The 16,526-nt window shown below is 44.1% G+C and carries 15 protein-coding genes; 6 read left to right on the top strand and 9 right to left on the bottom strand.

Annotated features, from left to right (window positions below):
- Nucleotides 1-100 precede the first annotated feature (100 nt).
- The 6 genes from QL982_RS04400 to mrdA all read right to left on the bottom strand — a co-directional run bounded on the left by QL982_RS04400 (nt 101) and on the right by mrdA (nt 6,939).
- A complete protein-coding gene (locus QL982_RS04400; RefSeq protein ID WP_290164189.1) occupies nt 101-1,186 on the bottom strand; it encodes a tryptophan--tRNA ligase in 1,086 nt (361 codons plus the stop codon).
- Between the two features lie 296 nt (nt 1,187-1,482).
- Nucleotides 1,483-2,574, bottom strand: a complete 1,092-nt coding sequence (locus tag QL982_RS04395) for a lipid A biosynthesis acyltransferase (protein ID WP_290164190.1) — start codon at nt 2,572-2,574, stop codon at nt 1,483-1,485.
- A gap of 494 nt (nt 2,575-3,068) precedes the next feature.
- Nucleotides 3,069-3,455, bottom strand: a complete 387-nt coding sequence (rpsI, locus tag QL982_RS04390) for a 30S ribosomal protein S9 (protein ID WP_290164191.1) — start codon at nt 3,453-3,455, stop codon at nt 3,069-3,071.
- Between the two features lie 10 nt (nt 3,456-3,465).
- The gene (gene rplM, locus QL982_RS04385) at nt 3,466-3,894 is read right to left on the bottom strand and encodes a 50S ribosomal protein L13 (protein WP_010199223.1); all 429 of its coding nucleotides are present in this window, start codon (nt 3,892-3,894) and stop codon (nt 3,466-3,468) included.
- 253 nt (nt 3,895-4,147) lie between these two features.
- A complete protein-coding gene (rsmD, locus tag QL982_RS04380; RefSeq protein ID WP_290164192.1) occupies nt 4,148-4,834 on the bottom strand; it encodes a 16S rRNA (guanine(966)-N(2))-methyltransferase RsmD in 687 nt (228 codons plus the stop codon).
- Nucleotides 4,835-4,950: 116 nt separating this feature from the next.
- Nucleotides 4,951-6,939 (bottom strand): penicillin-binding protein 2, encoded by a 1,989-nt coding sequence (mrdA, locus tag QL982_RS04375; protein WP_290164193.1) that lies wholly within the window; start codon nt 6,937-6,939, stop codon nt 4,951-4,953.
- A 493-nt stretch (nt 6,940-7,432) separates the two neighbouring features.
- Between mrdA and QL982_RS04370 the strand changes: the two genes are divergently transcribed.
- From QL982_RS04370 to adk, 6 genes are all read left to right on the top strand, one after another.
- Complete coding sequence (locus tag QL982_RS04370) at nt 7,433-8,767, top strand: hypothetical protein (RefSeq protein WP_290164194.1); 1,335 nt, start codon at nt 7,433-7,435, stop codon at nt 8,765-8,767.
- 282 nt (nt 8,768-9,049) lie between these two features.
- Nucleotides 9,050-11,080 (top strand): heme lyase CcmF/NrfE family subunit, encoded by a 2,031-nt coding sequence (locus QL982_RS04365; RefSeq protein WP_290164195.1) that lies wholly within the window; start codon nt 9,050-9,052, stop codon nt 11,078-11,080.
- Nucleotide 11,081: 1 nt separating this feature from the next.
- On the top strand, nt 11,082-11,759 hold the full coding sequence (locus QL982_RS04360) for a DsbE family thiol:disulfide interchange protein (protein ID WP_290164196.1): 678 nt from the start codon (nt 11,082-11,084) through the stop codon (nt 11,757-11,759).
- Nucleotides 11,756-12,313: a cytochrome c-type biogenesis protein gene (locus QL982_RS04355; RefSeq protein WP_290164197.1), complete on the top strand. Its 558-nt coding sequence runs from the start codon at nt 11,756-11,758 to the stop codon at nt 12,311-12,313. The genes QL982_RS04360 and QL982_RS04355 overlap by 4 nt, the downstream gene beginning before the upstream one ends.
- Nucleotides 12,310-13,590 (top strand): c-type cytochrome biogenesis protein CcmI, encoded by a 1,281-nt coding sequence (gene ccmI, locus QL982_RS04350; RefSeq protein ID WP_290164198.1) that lies wholly within the window; start codon nt 12,310-12,312, stop codon nt 13,588-13,590. The genes QL982_RS04355 and ccmI overlap by 4 nt, the downstream gene beginning before the upstream one ends.
- Nucleotides 13,591-13,738: 148 nt before the next feature.
- Nucleotides 13,739-14,395, top strand: a complete 657-nt coding sequence (adk, locus tag QL982_RS04345) for an adenylate kinase (protein ID WP_290164199.1) — start codon at nt 13,739-13,741, stop codon at nt 14,393-14,395.
- Between the two features lie 406 nt (nt 14,396-14,801).
- Here adk and secB read toward each other — a convergent pair whose 3' ends face one another.
- From secB to QL982_RS04330, 3 genes are all read right to left on the bottom strand, one after another.
- Nucleotides 14,802-15,257, bottom strand: a complete 456-nt coding sequence (secB, locus tag QL982_RS04340; protein ID WP_290164205.1) for a protein-export chaperone SecB — start codon at nt 15,255-15,257, stop codon at nt 14,802-14,804.
- Nucleotides 15,258-15,435: 178 nt separating this feature from the next.
- A complete protein-coding gene (grxC, locus tag QL982_RS04335) occupies nt 15,436-15,699 on the bottom strand; it encodes a glutaredoxin 3 (protein ID WP_021813631.1) in 264 nt (87 codons plus the stop codon).
- Between the two features lie 335 nt (nt 15,700-16,034).
- Entirely contained in the window at nt 16,035-16,490 is a 456-nt protein-coding gene (locus QL982_RS04330) for a rhodanese-like domain-containing protein (protein ID WP_290164200.1), read from the bottom strand.
- Between the last annotated feature and the right edge of the window lie 36 nt (nt 16,491-16,526).

The raw sequence follows: 16,526 nt of genomic DNA, 5'->3' as shown, positions 1-16,526 counted from the left end.
CTTTAGACAAAGCCGCCTGTTTAGTTTTTGGTTCAGTCTGCACGTTTAGCACCCACTCTGATGACACGTTGCGCCAGTGAAACAATTATTTAAGCAACGATTATTTAAGCTTAGCAAGTGGACGAATACCAATGGCACGGCGAGTCTTGTCTAATTGCTTACGGCTATGGCGACGGGCTTTTTCTGCGCCCATTTGCAATATTTCTTCTAGCTCTTTTGGATTGGCCATTAGCTCTTGATAACGTTCGCGGAATGGGGCGATTTCGTCATTGATTTTGTCAAATAGAGCTTTTTTTGCATCTCCCCAACCAATGCCAGCTGCAAACTTCTCACGCATGTCAGCAATTTCTTCAGGCGTCGCAAACGCCTTATAAATCTCAAAGATAGCTGAATCATCAGGATCTTTTGGCTCTTCAGGCAGTTGCGAGTTGGTGACGATTTTCATGATGGCTTTGTGCATCTGTTTTTCGGCGCTGACTTGCGGATTAGAATCACCGAACAGAGGAATGGTATTGCCATAGCTCTTGCTCATCTTACGGCCATCAAGACCCGTCAATAACGGGATATCATCATCGACGACCGCTGACGGTAGCGTAAATAGGGTTTTGTAACGATGGTTGAAAGTGCCAGCAATATCACGTGCCATTTCAATATGCTGAATTTGATCACGGCCAACAGGTACGTGAGTGGCATTAAACATCAAGATATCAGCGGCCATCAGTACTGGATAGCCAAACAGCCCCATATTGATACCTTGATCAGGATCGACGTCTTCTTTGTCCATATTGATATCGACCGCTGCTTTATAAGCGTGAGCACGGTTCATTAGCCCTTTGGCACATGAGCAGTTTAAGATCCAAGCTAGCTCTGGAATTTCAGGCACGTCTGACTGACGATAAAACGTCACACGCTCTGGGTCTAGACCACAGGCAATCCAAGTCGCGGCAATCGCTTTGGTCGACTCATGAATGATAGCGGGGTCGTAGCAGCCAATAATGCCGTGATAGTCTGCCAAAAAGAAAAATGCTTCATCGTCACTGTTTTGAATAGCTTGGATGGCTGGACGAATCGCACCAACGTAGTTACCCAAATGTAGAGTGCCAGTCGGTTTGATACCAGTCAATACGCGCTTTACAGCTGCTACTTCGGTAGAGGTTTGGTTGTTAGATGTACCATTACTAGTCATAGGAAATCCGTTATTTCGTTTATCAAATTATTATAAATGCGTTGTTATTTATGAGTTAGGGCGTATCCTCATTTTAAAAATGGCGATAAAAATGAGACAAATTGCAGTCAAACAAGGAAAATAGCGCAGATAATATCGAGATATTAGTCAGCTATTTGACGACGTTTGGCAAGATTTAGCCATTTTTAACCCATTTAGATGACTATCGATTGAATTGAGAACACGCCCTAGTCATAGTGAAAATATTGACCACAAAGTATAACAAACTTTTCGACCATTTTTCTTTGCAATAACGGCTACTTGTAGATATCCGTGCGACCTTTCGGACCATGTTTAAAGCGCCGATGAAACCACATCCATTGGGTAGGATCGATACGAATGAGTCCTTCTAAGACTTCATTAACCTGAGTGGCGTCAGCAACTTCATCATTACTCGGATAGTTATTTATCTCAGGCGTAATCGTCAGATGATAATGCGGACGTTTACCCCTTGGTAAATTGTCCGGCGTTTGACGATAGGTATGTAGCGCCATTAGCGCTGGTGGATGTGTCTTGTCACCCAGTTTAGCCATGCGACGCGATGCTGTAATCGTTGCGGCTGGCACACCAAAAAACGGTGCCATGACACCTTGTTTAAGACCATAGTCTTGATCAGGCGAGTACCAAATAACATGTTTTGCCTTGATGGAATTGACTAAACTACGCATGTCACGACTGGAGATTTGCTTACCAAAAATATTGGTACGACCATTATAAATAAACCAGTCAAGCAGCGGGTTGTTTTGTGTGCGATACATACAGTCTAAGGCAAAAAATTGGGCACAAAATAAGCCACCCAGATCTAGCATGGTGTAATGAGCGCCCAGCAAAATTACCGCGCGTCCTTCTTTTTGCGCATTGACCAAATGCTGTAAGCCTGAAATAGAGACCGTGCGAGTAAAAATATTCGGGCGGAACCAGGCACACAAAGTTTCAAATACCCCAATACCTTGATTGACAAAGACTTGCTTGGCCATCAGTTCACGTTCAACTTCAGGTTTTTCTGGAAAGGCCAGCTTGAGGTTAATCAACGTATCCCGCCTGCGAGAGCCTGCTATTTTATAAAGCAAAACACCCAGTTTACGACCTAGCCAAAATTGCCAACGTAATGGTAGCAATATCATTGGTAACATGACCAAGAACAATACCCAAATGCCCCAGTATCTAGGTGATAAAAACTGCCATTGAAAGGATTTCTTATCGGCTTGCGCTGTGCGCTTATGGGTTTGCGTAATCGTTGGCGTACCAGCAGGGAGTGCTGGTGACTTAGCCGACGGCTGTATGCTCGGTGAGGGCATGCTGTCTTTGGAAGAGTGTTTACTGGGATCGTATTGTTCGGGCGCTTTCATAATATCCTTTTGCAGCACTTTTATGGCATCGGGTTATAGCATCTTATAGCATTGTGGCTATTGATGAAAAGTTATTATGATAATGGGGTAGTGACAACGGGTTTACAAGTTGGTTTTTGGCAAAATAAGTCTATCAAAATGCCATGAATTGGCGTATCTATAAAATATGAAAGATAACGATCTATCTAGGGCATGTCCTCAATTCAATCGATAGTCATCTAAATGGGTTAAAAATGGCTAAATCTTGCCAAACAGCGTCAAATAGCTGACTAATATCTCGATATTATCTGCGCTATTTTCCTTGTTTGACTGCGATTTATCTCATTTTTATCACCATTTTTAAAATGAGGACACGCCCTAATCAATAGCCATAAAAAAACCTTACAAGCTGCGAACAGCTTGTAAGGTTTTGCAAATCTACTCTTTTATTTAATGCGAATACTGCCGCTCTGAGATAAAGACAACAGTCGCAAAAAAATAAAAGATAGCTTTGATTAACGTTTCGAGAATTGTGGACGTTTACGTGCTTTACGTAGACCCAATTTCTTACGTTCAACTTGACGTGAGTCACGAGTAACAAAGCCAGCTGCTTTTAGAGCAGGTTTCGAAGCTTCATCAGCTTCGATTAGCGCACGAGTGATGCCGTGGCGGATTGCGCCAGCTTGACCACTAATACCACCACCTGCAACAGTTACATATAAGTCATATGCGTTAGCAGAGTCTAATAGCTCTAATGGCTGACGTACTACCATGCGTGAAGTTTCACGGCTGAAGTATTCGTCAAGTGGCTTGCCGTTAACGACAATGCTACCAGTACCTTTTGATAAAAAGACACGAGCAGTAGAAGTCTTACGACGACCAGTTCCGTAATTGCGTTCCATAAGTGTATCCTTAGATGTCTAGTGCTTTAGGTTGCTGTGCTTCATGTGGATGTTCAGTACCCGCATATAGTTTCAGCTTCTTGATCATCGCATAGCCAAGAGGGCCTTTTGGAAGCATACCCTTAACTGCTTTGTGTAGAACATCTTCAGGCTTATGTGCAAGCAATTTACTGAAGTTAGTTTCTTTGATACCACCTGGGTAGCCACTGTGACGATAGTATTTTTTGTCTTGCGCTTTTTTACCCGTTACCGTGATTTTGTCAGCATTGATGACAACAATAAAGTCACCAGTATCAACGTGCGGCGTAAAAGAAGGCTTATGCTTGCCACGTAAGCGAGTAGCAATTTGAGTGGCTAAGCGACCAAGGGTTTTGCCGTCAGCATCTACGACATACCAGTCATGGGTCACTTCAGCTGGTTTTGCACTAAGTGTTTTCATGATAAAACCTTAAAATTAGAATTCATTGAGAGTTTAGCTGGGAACGGGGCTCTCAAAAAACAGACTGCACATTATAAGCAGTAGAGCCTACGCTTGCAAGCTGCATTAGGGTTTATTTTTGCCTTATATACATTTAACTGCAGCGTTTGGCCAGTTTTAAGCGGTTTTAGACATTTTTAGTGGGTATTAAGTGATTTATCAAACATGACAAATGACATAACCGTCAATGTTACGTTTGGTAATCACCGTGCAATTATGACGATGATAGCCGATAAAGTCCAGCGACAACTTGTCCAACTTTGGTTTGTTTCAAGCATTCAAACGCCACAACCTTTAGGGTTGTCTGCTCTTGAGCAATTAAATTATTATTTAAAGTATTTGCCAATTGCTGCAGTTGACTCTCTAAATCTTTGTCAGCTTCCAAATAAATCAGCGTTTCGGTATCAATTAACGACTGAGTAATCAGGACTGTCAAAATTGGCTGCCATAGATCCTGAGCGTAAGGTGGATCAATAAATACAACATTAAAAGGTCGAGTGGTTAGTTGATCTTGGCTCAGTATTTGCTCAGCAGTGCCAGTAATGATTTGATAAGCAGCGGCATCAAGGCGCAGCTGCTCAGCGCTTTGGCGTAGCATGTTGCTTTGTGCAGTATTGATTTCGATAAAAGTGGTGTGAGCTGCACCGCGAGACAGCGCTTCAAACCCCAGTACGCCACTACCTGCGCAGCTATCCAGCACATAAGCCCCATGAATATCAGCCAGTAGCCAGTTAAACAGTGTCTCGCGCAGACGGTCTGGGGTCGGGCGTAAGCCATCTGCATCGATGAAACTTACAATACGGCGCTTAAATTGCCCACCAATGATACGAACATCACCAGCCGCGCCACGCTTTGCTTTGTGATTGTTCTTTGGTGTGCGCCCGTTTGAGGTCTTTTTCATTAAGAGTGTCTCGCTTACTGTTGTTCACTTAGGTGCTGTTTCTTAGATGTTTTTATTTAGATCTTTTTTCTTAAGTATTGTCAGAGCGTGTTGAACATTTACAAAAATAGGCACTATTATTCAGACGGCGCTGTCGTTGGTGCTTCTGCCGCTGCCGCCTCTTGAGCTTCCAATGCTTTTTCTTCTTTATCGCGCAGGGCATCACGCAGTGCTTTATCAAATGCTTTTTGACGTTTGATGACTTTCAACTCATCAGCTGTTGGTGGCAGTATAGGATTGCTTTTGCGTTGTAATACCCAGTAGTCAAACAGCGCACGTCCTATCGGTGCAGCAACTTTACTACCGCCACCACCATTTTCGACCAATACGGCAAGGGCAATCTGAGGGTCTTCTACTGGTGCAAAGCCATTGAACCAAGCATGATCCCAATAGCGTTTATCTATAGCAGACTTGTCATAACGTTTACCTTGCGCAATCGATTTCACCTGTGCCGTACCAGTTTTGCCTGCAATGCGATAGCGTGGGGTGTAGATACCGCGCCCAGTACCGCTTTTGACCGTGTCTTCCATCGCATCATGCATACGTAGCCAGTCGGACGGCTTACCGTTATAGTCAATTTTGCCATCTGGTTTAGTAATGATTTTGACGTCCGCAGCACCGTCACTGCTTTTTAATAAATGCGGGGTAATGTGCTGACCTTTACTGGCTGTCATGGCTGTAGCGTTGGCAACCTGTAGCGGCGTGGCTAAAAAATACCCTTGTCCAATACTGACCGAGATGGTTTCACCCGGTAGCCAGTCTCTATCGTAAGTGTCTTTTTTCCATTTTGGCGATGGCATAATGCCTGACTTCTCATTGGGCAAATCAATGCCTGTTTGTTGACCAAACCCAAAGCGTGTCATCCAATCATGCAGACGTTGTATCCCCATCTCATAGGCCAACTTATAATAATAAGTATCGACCGACATCATGATGGATTTTTTGAGATCTACCGTGCCATGCCCGCCACGTTTCCAGTCACGGAATCGATGCGTATCTCCCGGTAAGCTAAAATAGCCAGGATCATAAATGGTGCTGTTCCAATCTCGTAGGCCATAATGAATACCGCCCAAACCTTCGAACGGTTTAATAGTAGAAGCAGGAGGGTACATCCCTTGTAGTGCGCGATTGTATAGTGGCTGATCCAAATCTTCACGCAGGTCGCCATAGTCTCTAAAGGATATGCCTGAGATAAAAGGGTTGGGGTCGTAGCTTGGGTTGCTGACAAACGCTAAGACGTCACCGTTTTTGGGATCTATCGCTACGATTGCCCCGCGTCGACCATCCAGTTGCTGCTGGGCGATGGTTTGCAAACCATAATCCAAGCTCAGCGTAATATCATTACCTGCTATGGGAAGTTTGGTATCCAATTGACGTAAAATATTGCCATGAGCGTCTGTTTCTACCGATTGATAGCCTGGTTGTCCTAGTAAGATATCTTCATAATAGTCTTCAATACCGATTTTACCGATCAAGTCAGTACCCGCATAGCGATCTTTATCGATGCGTTTAGACTCTTTATCATTGATACGACCGACATAACCGATGACATGCGCAAATAGCTTATCGTAAGGGTAGGAGCGTGTCAGCTTACTCTGAATAGAGACCCCGCGAAAGAAGGGCTTGCGCTCACTAAACTGAGCCAATTGTGCTTCTGTTAGGTCGATTTTTATGGTGACAGGGTCATTCTTATTTTTACTTAGACGCGCCAAAATATCGGTAATATCTTTATCGGTTAATTCAAAGATAGGCGCGAGCAAATTCAACGTACGCTCAGGGTTTTCGACCTCGTCAGGGCTTAACATTGCCGTAAATACAGGCTGATTGTCCGCCAGTATCACGCCGTTACGATCGTAAATATAGCCGCGGCTAGGCGGTGCAGATATCAGCTTGATTCGATTGTTATCAGCTTGCGTTGTGTACTTGTCATGAGCGTAGACTTGTAGGTAGCCATAACGCATTATCAGGCCGCCTAAGCCAATGAATATCAAAATCCCAAAGATAATAATACGATTGGTAAAAATGCTGTTGACCTTTTCGGTATTGGGAGTTAGCGGTTTATTCATAGAAAATCAGAGCCCAAACGGTCAGTGAGTCAGCAAGAGAGGAGTAAGTGGGCAGGTTAATCAACCAAAGTGCGGTGAGTCTAAAGGATAAGGCAAATGGTTTCAATCACATAGGATGATATGGCGTGAAATCAGCACACATCCATTGATACGCAGGTGGTCTGTGTTATTTCACTACAAATTATAACAGAACAAATGAGAAGGCGCAGTAACCTGCCATTTATTTTATTGCGGTTGTCCGCTATATAAGCGACGGGCCATACGGATATGTTAGCTACCAAAAGGATGGTATAAGAGGTGTCACCTTTAGTCACAACTTGCCGAGGGTCTACATGTGCTAATAAATAGCAAGTATGCTAAAATCAGGCGATTTATTTTATAGTGGTTATTATGGGCAGAGCGTCTTTTGGAACGTTCTGATTTTGCTACAGGTTCGTTATTAGTAACGACAATATTAGCAACGACAATCAACCTGTCAGGGACTAGATAAGTCATGGGCGTAACTTCATTGTGGCAGACGATCGCGGAACACCCAGAGTTTTTTGCCATGCTGACCATTCCGCCAGTGACGGCATTTGTCACTTGGGTACATGTCTGGATGGCGCTCAAGATGCTATTTTATCCGGTCAAGTTTTGGGGTATTCGTATTCCAAACTTCCCGTTTTTTGGGTTGCCAGGTATCGGCTGGCAAGGTATCGTGCCGCGCAAAGCGGGTAAGATATCAGGGGTTATCGTTGACCAGACGCTCTCGAAACTCGGTTCGCTTGATGAGTTTTTTAAGGCGATGGAACCTGAACAGATGGCGATATTCGTCACTGATACGGTAGACAAAAATCTTGAGCCATTGATTGATGAGATTATGCTGGATCACTCGCCAGCATTGTGGGGCAATCTGCCTTATGCGTTAAAGCGCCGTGTCTATGCGCAAGCCCATAAAGAATTGCCCAGTATTATGCAGTCACTCGTGACGGATTTGACCCATCATGTCGAAGATCTGGTCGATATGCGTAAGATGATTGTCAATACGATGGAAAATGATCGTCGTTTGATGGTCAATATGTTTTTAAAAGTCGGTCAAAAAGAGATCGATTTTATCTGGCATATCAGCGCATTGATTGGCTTAGTATTTGGTATCATTCAGCTGTTTATATTTCTAGTGGTGCCACAGCATTGGACCGTACCATTTTTTGCGGCGATTTGGGGTTTTCTAACCAATTGGATTGCCATTTGGATGGTGTTTAATCCAGTAGAGCCACATTTCATCTCTTATTTGAAGTTTTTTGCGGTCCAGAATCGCTTCCCATTTATCAAACCAGTAATGCCGCATATCGCAAAGTATCGCCTCCAAGGTGGCTTTATGAAGCGCCAAGAGGAAGTCTCTGACGTTTTTGCTGAGATTGTGGTGAAGGATTTGGTCACTCTAGAAAACATCATGAATGAGATGATGTATGGTGATCGCTCGGCACAAACCCGTGATTTGATGAAATCGCATCTGTATATGGTGCTAGAGTCACCTGTTATCAGTACGACGTTGCGAGTCGGATTGGGTCGCCGTGATTATGGCCAGCTAAAAAACACCATTATTGACAAATCCATTGTCGCAACGATGGTGCCACTGCGAGATCCTGAGCTAAATGAAAGCCGAGCCAGTAAGATATTTGGGCTGTTTCGCGATAGAATACGTGCGCTTACGCCAAACGAGTTTCAAAACCTGTTGCGTCCAGCGTTTCGTGAGGATGAAATGACGTTGATTGTATTGGGCGGTTTGACCGGATTTCTGGCAGGTTGGTTGCATTTAGTGTTAGTGTTCTTCCCCTCGATGCAGTAATGCATTAATAAGTATTTTCAAATGGTAATGTATAACTGTATTGAATAAGCTTTGAATAATTAAAAAAATGTAAAATTAACGACAGATAAGCATTTTGTATCAATCATTCATATTGATACGTCACAATGATAGTAGCGGGTTTTATGTGCTTCTACAGCAATTGAAACCTCAGTTTTTAACCGTAAACTATGACCGCATAAAGGACTATTTAGCGTTTGCCAGTGGCTAGCAATGCCATCGGTGAACCCTTAATTGTATCCAAGGTAAACAAGGTTAGACCGTATGTTAATCACAGAATTGGGTTATTTTGCCTTGCTGGCCGCTTTTATACTGGCGATTTTGCAGGTGGTACTACCAACCATTGGCGTCATGCGTGACCACGTCGCTTGGCAGCGTTTGGCGCCAAGTCTAGCATGGGCGCAATTTGCGGCAATGATTACCTCATTTGCTGCGCTGATGGCAGGCTTTTATTACAACGACTTTAGTCTCGTCTATGTCACTCAGCATTCCAATACATTGCTGCCTTGGTACTACAAGCTGTCGGCGACATGGGGCGGGCATGAAGGCTCGCTGCTGCTTTGGATGACCATCATGGCCACTTGGTGTGCGCTGGTCTCTTACTTTAGCCGTGGGTTGCCGTTGTCTATGCGCGCGCGAGTGCTGGTGATATTGGCAGGCGTGCAGATGATGATGCTGGCGATGCTAATCTTTACCTCATCGCCATTTGATCGCACATTACCCAATCTACCTGTTGATGGCGCGGATCTAAACCCTGTATTGCAAGATTTTGGTTTGATTATTCACCCGCCGATGCTCTATATGGGTTATGTGGGCATGGTTGTGCCATTTGCGTTTTGTATGGCAGCATTGTGGGAAGGGCGTTTGGATGCGGTATGGACACGTTGGTCGCGTCCATGGGCATTGGCTGCTTGGGGGTTCTTAACAGTCGGTATCGCGCTTGGCTCATGGTGGGCTTATTATGAGCTTGGCTGGGGCGGTTGGTGGTTTTGGGATCCAGTAGAGAACGCCTCATTGATGCCATGGTTGGCAGGGACAGCGCTATTGCATTCACTTGCTGTCACCGAAAAACGCGGTGTGTTTAAAGCATGGACGATTATGCTCGCAATCTTTGCTTTTGCGCTCAGTTTGCTTGGTACGTTCTTAGTACGTTCAGGTGTCATCACGTCAGTGCATTCATTTGCCGCTGATCCGACGCGTGGTCTAGTGATTCTGGTCATCCTCGGTATCATTGTCGGCGGTGGTTTGTTGATGTTTGCTGTACGTGGCTGGCGTTTGACGGTCGAGAGTCAGTACCGACTCATCTCACGTGAATCATTTTTGGTAATCAATAACGTTATTATTCTAATTTCAACCTTAGTCGTACTACTTGGTACGCTATATCCTATTATTGCTGATGCCTTTAACTTAGGTCAGGTATCGGTTGGTCCTCCATACTTCAACACCCTATTTGTGCCGTTGACATGGCTGCTACTGGTAGCGATGGGTATGGGTTCTAATATCCGCTGGAAACAAGACAGCCGCCCGTTATTGGGTGCTGGCATGGTTATCGCGGCGAGTAGTTTGGTATTGGCCGCCATTATCACGTATTTCACCAGTCCATCAGCGATGTTAAATATCGGTGTCACATTAGCGGTCAGTTTTTGGGTGTTGTTATGGATGGTTGTCGATTTCAAAGACAAGACCAAAAATGCACCGAGTCGATTGAAGGGTTTACGTCAATTGCGCCTAAGCTATTGGGGTCAACAAACCGCTCATATCGGCGTCATCATTGCGGTCATCGGCGTGGCATTTACCAGCACGTTGAGCATTGAGCGCGATGTGGCATTAGGGCCTAATGACAGTGTCAATGTGCAAGGCTATGACTTTACGGTAAAAGGCTTTAGTGAAGTAAAAGGCAGTAACTTTGACGCTACGCAAGCAGAAGTAACAGTCAGTAAAGATGGTCAAGAAGTGACCACGTTATATCCTGAAAAACGTAACTATATCATCAGTATGATGCCGATGACGGAGGCTGCGATTGATGCCAATCTGATGCGTGATGTATATGTGGCACTTGGTGAGCCGATTGCCGCAGACAGCAATGAATGGGCGTTTCGTATCTACGTCAAACCGCTTATCCGCTGGATATGGCTGGGTGCGCTTATCATGGCGTTTGGTGCATTGCTCAGTATGCTAGACAGTCGTTACCGCATTAAGAAGACCAAAACCCCTGCGCAAATCGCGGCCAAAAAATCAGGCTTTGCGACAGTTGCGGATTTGGATGCATCAGCTACAAAGATAGGGGAGCGTTAAGATGACTACCTCAAACAATGAATCTGATAAAAAAGCTCAGCAAGCGACTGTCAACGACACTAAAACGGCAAGCAGCAATAAAGTCAACAGTAAGAAAAAACTTAAGATTGGGTTTTTGATTCCGCTTGTGATCTTTATTGGTTTGATCGCCATGCTATATATGCGTTTGGGTAAACCCACTGATATCGTGACCAATACGGCGCTTGAACGTCCTGTGCCTGCTTTTGAGCTGCCATTACTGTCAGATACCAGTCGTATCATGACCAATGACAATCTGCCTGATAAGCCATTTCTGATGAATATCTGGGGCTCTTGGTGTCCGACTTGTATCATTGAGCACCCTTTTTTGATGACGCTAGAAGAGCGCGGTGTTAACTTGGTGGGCGTAAACTACAAAGATGATATTGGTGATGCATTAGGATACCTAAATCGCGGTGGTGATCCGTTCTCGATGTCTATTCAGGACTTGTCAGGACAGTTCGCTCTAGATTTGGGTTTGACTGGTGCGCCTGAGACATTCATCGTCGATGGTGATGGAATCATTCGTCAGCATATCATCGGCGAGATCAATGAGAGCAATTGGCAAAGTCGTATCACGCCTTGCTTGATGGTGCTCAATGATGCTAGCAATAATGGTGTCAGTCCAGATCCGAGCCAAGTTGCGGAGGCCTGCAAATGATAGCCTACCAAATAAGAAATGCGTCCATAAAGTTAGCAAGCTTGTTTATCGCTTGTCTATTCAGTATGGCCAGTTTTGCTGCCATTGATGTCTATGATTTTGATTCTGTCCAACAAGAAGCCCAATATCGTGGTCTCATCGAAGAGCTGCGTTGTCCCAAATGTCAAAACCAAAATTTGGCTGGGTCTGATGCACCCATTGCCCAAGATTTGAAGCAAAAAACCTATGATTTAATAAAAGATGGCCGTAGTGATGGCGAGATTCGAGCATATATGCAAGAACGCTACGGTGATTTTATCAGTTACAAGCCGCCTGTCCGCCCTTCAACATGGATTTTATGGTTTTTCCCGCCGTTATTACTCATCGTTCTATTGGTCGGTTGGTTTTGGCACAGTAAACGTCGGCAGCTTGTCGCCAGTGGCGAGAGTGGTGTGGCAGTAGATAACCATGTCAAAGCGTTGTCTGCCGCCGAAAAAGCAGAACTTGATCGCCTGTTGTCACGGGCTAACAATGATGACAAAGCCGATACTACAAGCCTTGGGGGCAAAAAATGACCATATTTTCTACTGTTGGCTTATTTATTGCGCTAAGCTTACTTATCGCCTTGTTATTGGCGGTTATTACCATCAAGCCATGGCTAAGAGCACCGCATACGCATAGTAAGCCTTTGGACAATCAACTGCTAGATATCAACGTCGCTGTATTTCGTGAGCGATTAGCAGAGCTAAAAACAGACAAAGACAGTGGTATCATTGATGACCATCATTATCAAAACCAAAAGCTTGAGCTTGAACGTCAGCTTTTGGATGCTCAGCGTGAAGTATCACCGATGGTCACGCCTGGTATCAAAAGCCGATTGATTATCATGGTTTGGGTACCTGTATTGACTGCCATGGCATATCTGATGGTCAGTGATCGTACGCCTGTGTTTGAGCTTTGGGCAAGCGAGGACAAAGTGGGTCAAGTGGCCGATGATTTGTTAACAGGAAAAATTGATCAGCCGCCTGCTTGGGCGATTGAAGATGGCAATCAGCTGATTAGTGCCATGCAGACCAACGTTTATCGTCATGCTAGTGATTACAATCGCTGGATGCGCTTGTCAGAGTTGTTCTTGTCGTTAGAGGCGACTGATTCGGCATTAGAGGCTTTATCGCGTGCTTATCGTCTATCGCCTGATAACGAAGAAATTGCGACCACTTATGCGCAAATCAGCTTCTTTTCTAATAAAGGTCAGCTAGATGCAAATAGTCGCCGCGTGCTAGAAAACGTACTGGCCAATAACCCAAAGCATGAGGGCGCGCAAATGCTCATGGCAATGGGTGAAGCTCGCGCTAGTAACTTCGATCAAGCACAAGGCTGGATCAAGCGGCTACGTGAGAGTATTTCTGCTAAACCAGGTGATCATACGCAAGCATTATCAAGTCTAGATGAGCTGAGTGCTAATGTGGTTCTACAGCAGCAGCAAGCGTCTGAAGGCGTTGAGGTAACGGTCAAAATCAGCGCGAGTCTACTACCCTTGGTAAAAGCTGATGATGTGCTATTTGTGGCGATACGTGACGTCAAAGGCGGCCCACCATTTGCGGCGAAACGCTTACCAATCAGTACTATCAAGCAAGGTGAAGCTGTTATTAGCCTAAGTGATCTTGATGCCATGATGCCTGAGCGTACTTTGAAATCTGCTCGCACAGATAAAATTCAGTTAGCAGTCATCGCTCGTATCAGCCATAGTGGCAATGCCAGTGCAGAGTCAGGCGATTTATCTGGTAATCCAGTGGTGATCAGCGCAGAACAAAATCAGGCCAATGTGGAAATTAATCAACAAATTCCATAGTATATGAACAGATAAGTCATGCCAACTTATCACAGCAATAATGAAAATACTTGAGCTTTGCAAGGCCACAGGGTAAGGTAGCTTTGCAAACTACTAATCCCTAAGTTTTATTAATCCCAAAATCCTATCTATTAAGGAGAGTCGTGTAATGATGCGTATTATTTTGCTAGGACCACCAGGCGCGGGTAAAGGTACCCAAGCCCAGTTTATTTCTAAAGAATATGATATTCCACAGATCTCAACTGGTGACATGCTTCGCGCAGCAATCAAAGAAGGCAGCGAGCTTGGCAAAAAAGCCAAAGATATCATGAACGCTGGTGGTTTGGTTTCTGACGACCTCATTATCAACCTAGTGAAAGAGCGTATCGCTAAGCCTGATTGTGTGAATGGTTGTATCCTAGATGGTTTTCCGCGCACTATTCCTCAAGCGCAAGCACTTGCAGATGCTGAAGTTGCCATCGATCATGTCATCGAAATCAGTGTGCCTGATGATGAAATCGTGAGCCGCTTGTCTGGTCGCCGCCAGCATCCAGGCTCAGGTCGTGTCTATCATGTTCATCACAATCCACCTAAGCAAGATGGTCTTGATGATGTGACTGGCGAAGCGCTAATCCAGCGCGAAGATGATAAAGAATCTACGATTCGTGATCGCCTAGCGACTTATCATGAGCAGACATCTGCATTGGTTGGTTTTTATCAAGATAAAGCCAAAGAAGGTGCTGATGCGCCTAAGTATGACAAGTTTGATGGTACGCAAGGTATCGATGATGTGAAGCAACAAATTTTGTCTGCACTAAAAGGCTAATTATCAATTTTAGCTAGTTGGTATAGTCATTAAAGACCCTGTTTAATAGCAGGGTCTTTTTATGGCTAGGGCGTGTCCTCAATTCAAACGAGTGTCCTCTAAATGGGCTAAAAACAGCTAAATTTTGCCAAACATCGTCAAATAGTTGGTCAATATCTCGATATTATCTGCACTATTTTCCTCGTTTGACGGCAATTTATCTCATTTTTATCACCATTTTTAAAATGAGGACACGCCCTAATGATCTTGTATCTGATGATTTTATATCTCACGAATCTATTTGTCGTAATGGCTTGTTCATTTAGAATTAAAAAGCACCCACAAAAAAACCGTTCACTCATCATAAGTAAACGGCCTTTTTATCAAAACATGTGACTGATAAAGCTCGCATATTTCTGATTAAAGCTTAGGCATTACCTTCAGCACCAACTTGTGCTTGCTGCTGGCTTTGTGCGTAAGCTTGATCAAAGTTTACAGGTGCTAGTAGCAATTGCGGGAAGCTACCACGCGTCACGATGTCGCTGATGACTTCACGAGCGTATGGGAATAGCACGTTAGGGCAGTATGCACCCAAGATTTGACCGATTTGGTCTTCTGGAATGTCTTTTAGCAAAAAGATACCTGCTTGATGCACTTCAGCGATAAAGGCTGCTTCATCAGCATTTTTAGCGGTAACGCTCACAGTCAAGATGATTTGATAATGCTCATCATCCAGCTTTTCGGCGTTGCTAGACAAATTGATATCAAGCTCTGGGTTCCACTCTTTGGTGAATACGCCAGCGCCTGGTACTTCAAGTGACATGTCTTTTACGTAGATGCGTTCTAGTGCCAATTGTGGTTGTGCTTGTTCTTCAGCCATGATAATTCCTCTAAAATTAAATCAAATGATTGGGCAAACTGTCATTTCAATAAAAGTTCATTGTAATATAAATCGAAACTAAAACTCGATGTTTTTTTATCACTACTTTTTATTGCTATTTTAAACCCATTGCTGCCTATCTTTACATAGATAAAGACAGGCAGTAAAGCAAGGTAGCAGATTAACCTGCCAATAGCTCGTCAAGTTTGCCTTGTTGGTTCATTTGGTTGAGTTCATCAAAACCACCAACAAAGGTTTCACCAACGAAAATTTGTGGCACAGTACGATAGTTATTGGTTTTTTTCATCAGTGCTTGGCGCTCTTCACTGCTCATATCATGCATGCCAATTTCTTCATAATCAACGCCTTTGGTTTTTAGTAGTTGTTTGGCGTTTGAGCAATATGGGCAGATAGGGGTGGTATAAACTTTGACAGATACAGTCATGGGAAATCCTTATTTATAAATTTATGAGATAACAAACGGATGATAGAGCGCATGATAAAGGTTCATCGTCTAAGTATCGGTATAATCTGTTATCAATGAGTAATGTGCACATGTATTCGGTGAAGCTCATTACTAAAGTGGGGATGGGCATGACAAATTCAAGCCGCCTTAGCCCAAAACGCGTTGTAGTATCATAAATGCGGTACAAAAAAAGACACCTGATAAAAAGGTGTCTTCTTCATAGCATTGGTAGCGATGATACCGTCAGTCAGGTCACACAAACATGGGCTAAGCAATGTGTATAAACGCTTCACTTAAGCGCCTATACAGGTCTATTATTTGCTTAGACTGGGCTTCGTTTTACCTTTGTTCTTTGATTTGGCATTTTTTACACCAACCAATGGCATACCAGCGCCTTGCCAGCCACCAACACCGCCCTCTAAGCGATAGACTTCAGCTTTACCAATCATCTGAATGGCAGCGCCTGCTTGTACGCCCATATCGCAGATGATAATCACTGGCTGCTCAATGGCACGAATTTCTTCTAAGCGGTCTTTGAGATCAGTGAAAGGTATGTTGCGGCTGCCTTGGATATAGCCCGTCTCAAATTTCTTTTTGGCACGGATATCGATCAACTGTGCGTTTTGCGAGTTGACCATCATACCAAGGGTGTTAGGCGATATTTTTCTACCGCTACGTTTGTTTTCAATCGTAAAAAACAGCACGGCAAGTACGGCTAATATACCAAATAAAAACGGGTGGTTGCCCACAAATTCCAGCGCACGATCCAAACCATACCTCCAAAAAAATAAGTGTTCTGTTAAGCC

Origin of the sequence: Psychrobacter sp. 5A.1, from assembly GCF_030407455.1 — a bacterium.
In the GTDB taxonomy this organism is placed as follows: Bacteria; Pseudomonadota; Gammaproteobacteria; order Pseudomonadales; family Moraxellaceae; genus Psychrobacter.
This window is presented reverse-complemented; position numbering and strand designations above follow the sequence as displayed.

Bases quoted from the DNA above. Each gene is read 5' to 3' on its own strand.
- mrdA (WP_290164193.1), bottom strand. From the start codon at position 6,939: ATGAATAAACCGCTAACTCCCAATACCGAAAAGGTCAACAGCATTTTT.
- rsmD (WP_290164192.1), bottom strand. From the start codon at position 4,834: ATGAAAAAGACCTCAAACGGGCGCACACCAAAGAACAATCACAAAGCA.
- grxC (WP_021813631.1), bottom strand. From the start codon at position 15,699: ATGACTGTATCTGTCAAAGTTTATACCACCCCTATCTGCCCATATTGC.
- adk (WP_290164199.1), top strand. From the start codon at position 13,739: ATGATGCGTATTATTTTGCTAGGACCACCAGGCGCGGGTAAAGGTACC.
- rplM (WP_010199223.1), bottom strand. From the start codon at position 3,894: ATGAAAACACTTAGTGCAAAACCAGCTGAAGTGACCCATGACTGGTAT.
- QL982_RS04370 (WP_290164194.1), top strand. From the start codon at position 7,433: ATGGGCGTAACTTCATTGTGGCAGACGATCGCGGAACACCCAGAGTTT.
- QL982_RS04400 (WP_290164189.1), bottom strand. From the start codon at position 1,186: ATGACTAGTAATGGTACATCTAACAACCAAACCTCTACCGAAGTAGCA.
- QL982_RS04360 (WP_290164196.1), top strand. From the start codon at position 11,082: ATGACTACCTCAAACAATGAATCTGATAAAAAAGCTCAGCAAGCGACT.
- QL982_RS04355 (WP_290164197.1), top strand. From the start codon at position 11,756: ATGATAGCCTACCAAATAAGAAATGCGTCCATAAAGTTAGCAAGCTTG.
- QL982_RS04395 (WP_290164190.1), bottom strand. From the start codon at position 2,574: ATGAAAGCGCCCGAACAATACGATCCCAGTAAACACTCTTCCAAAGAC.
- QL982_RS04365 (WP_290164195.1), top strand. From the start codon at position 9,050: ATGTTAATCACAGAATTGGGTTATTTTGCCTTGCTGGCCGCTTTTATA.
- rpsI (WP_290164191.1), bottom strand. From the start codon at position 3,455: ATGGAACGCAATTACGGAACTGGTCGTCGTAAGACTTCTACTGCTCGT.
- ccmI (WP_290164198.1), top strand. From the start codon at position 12,310: ATGACCATATTTTCTACTGTTGGCTTATTTATTGCGCTAAGCTTACTT.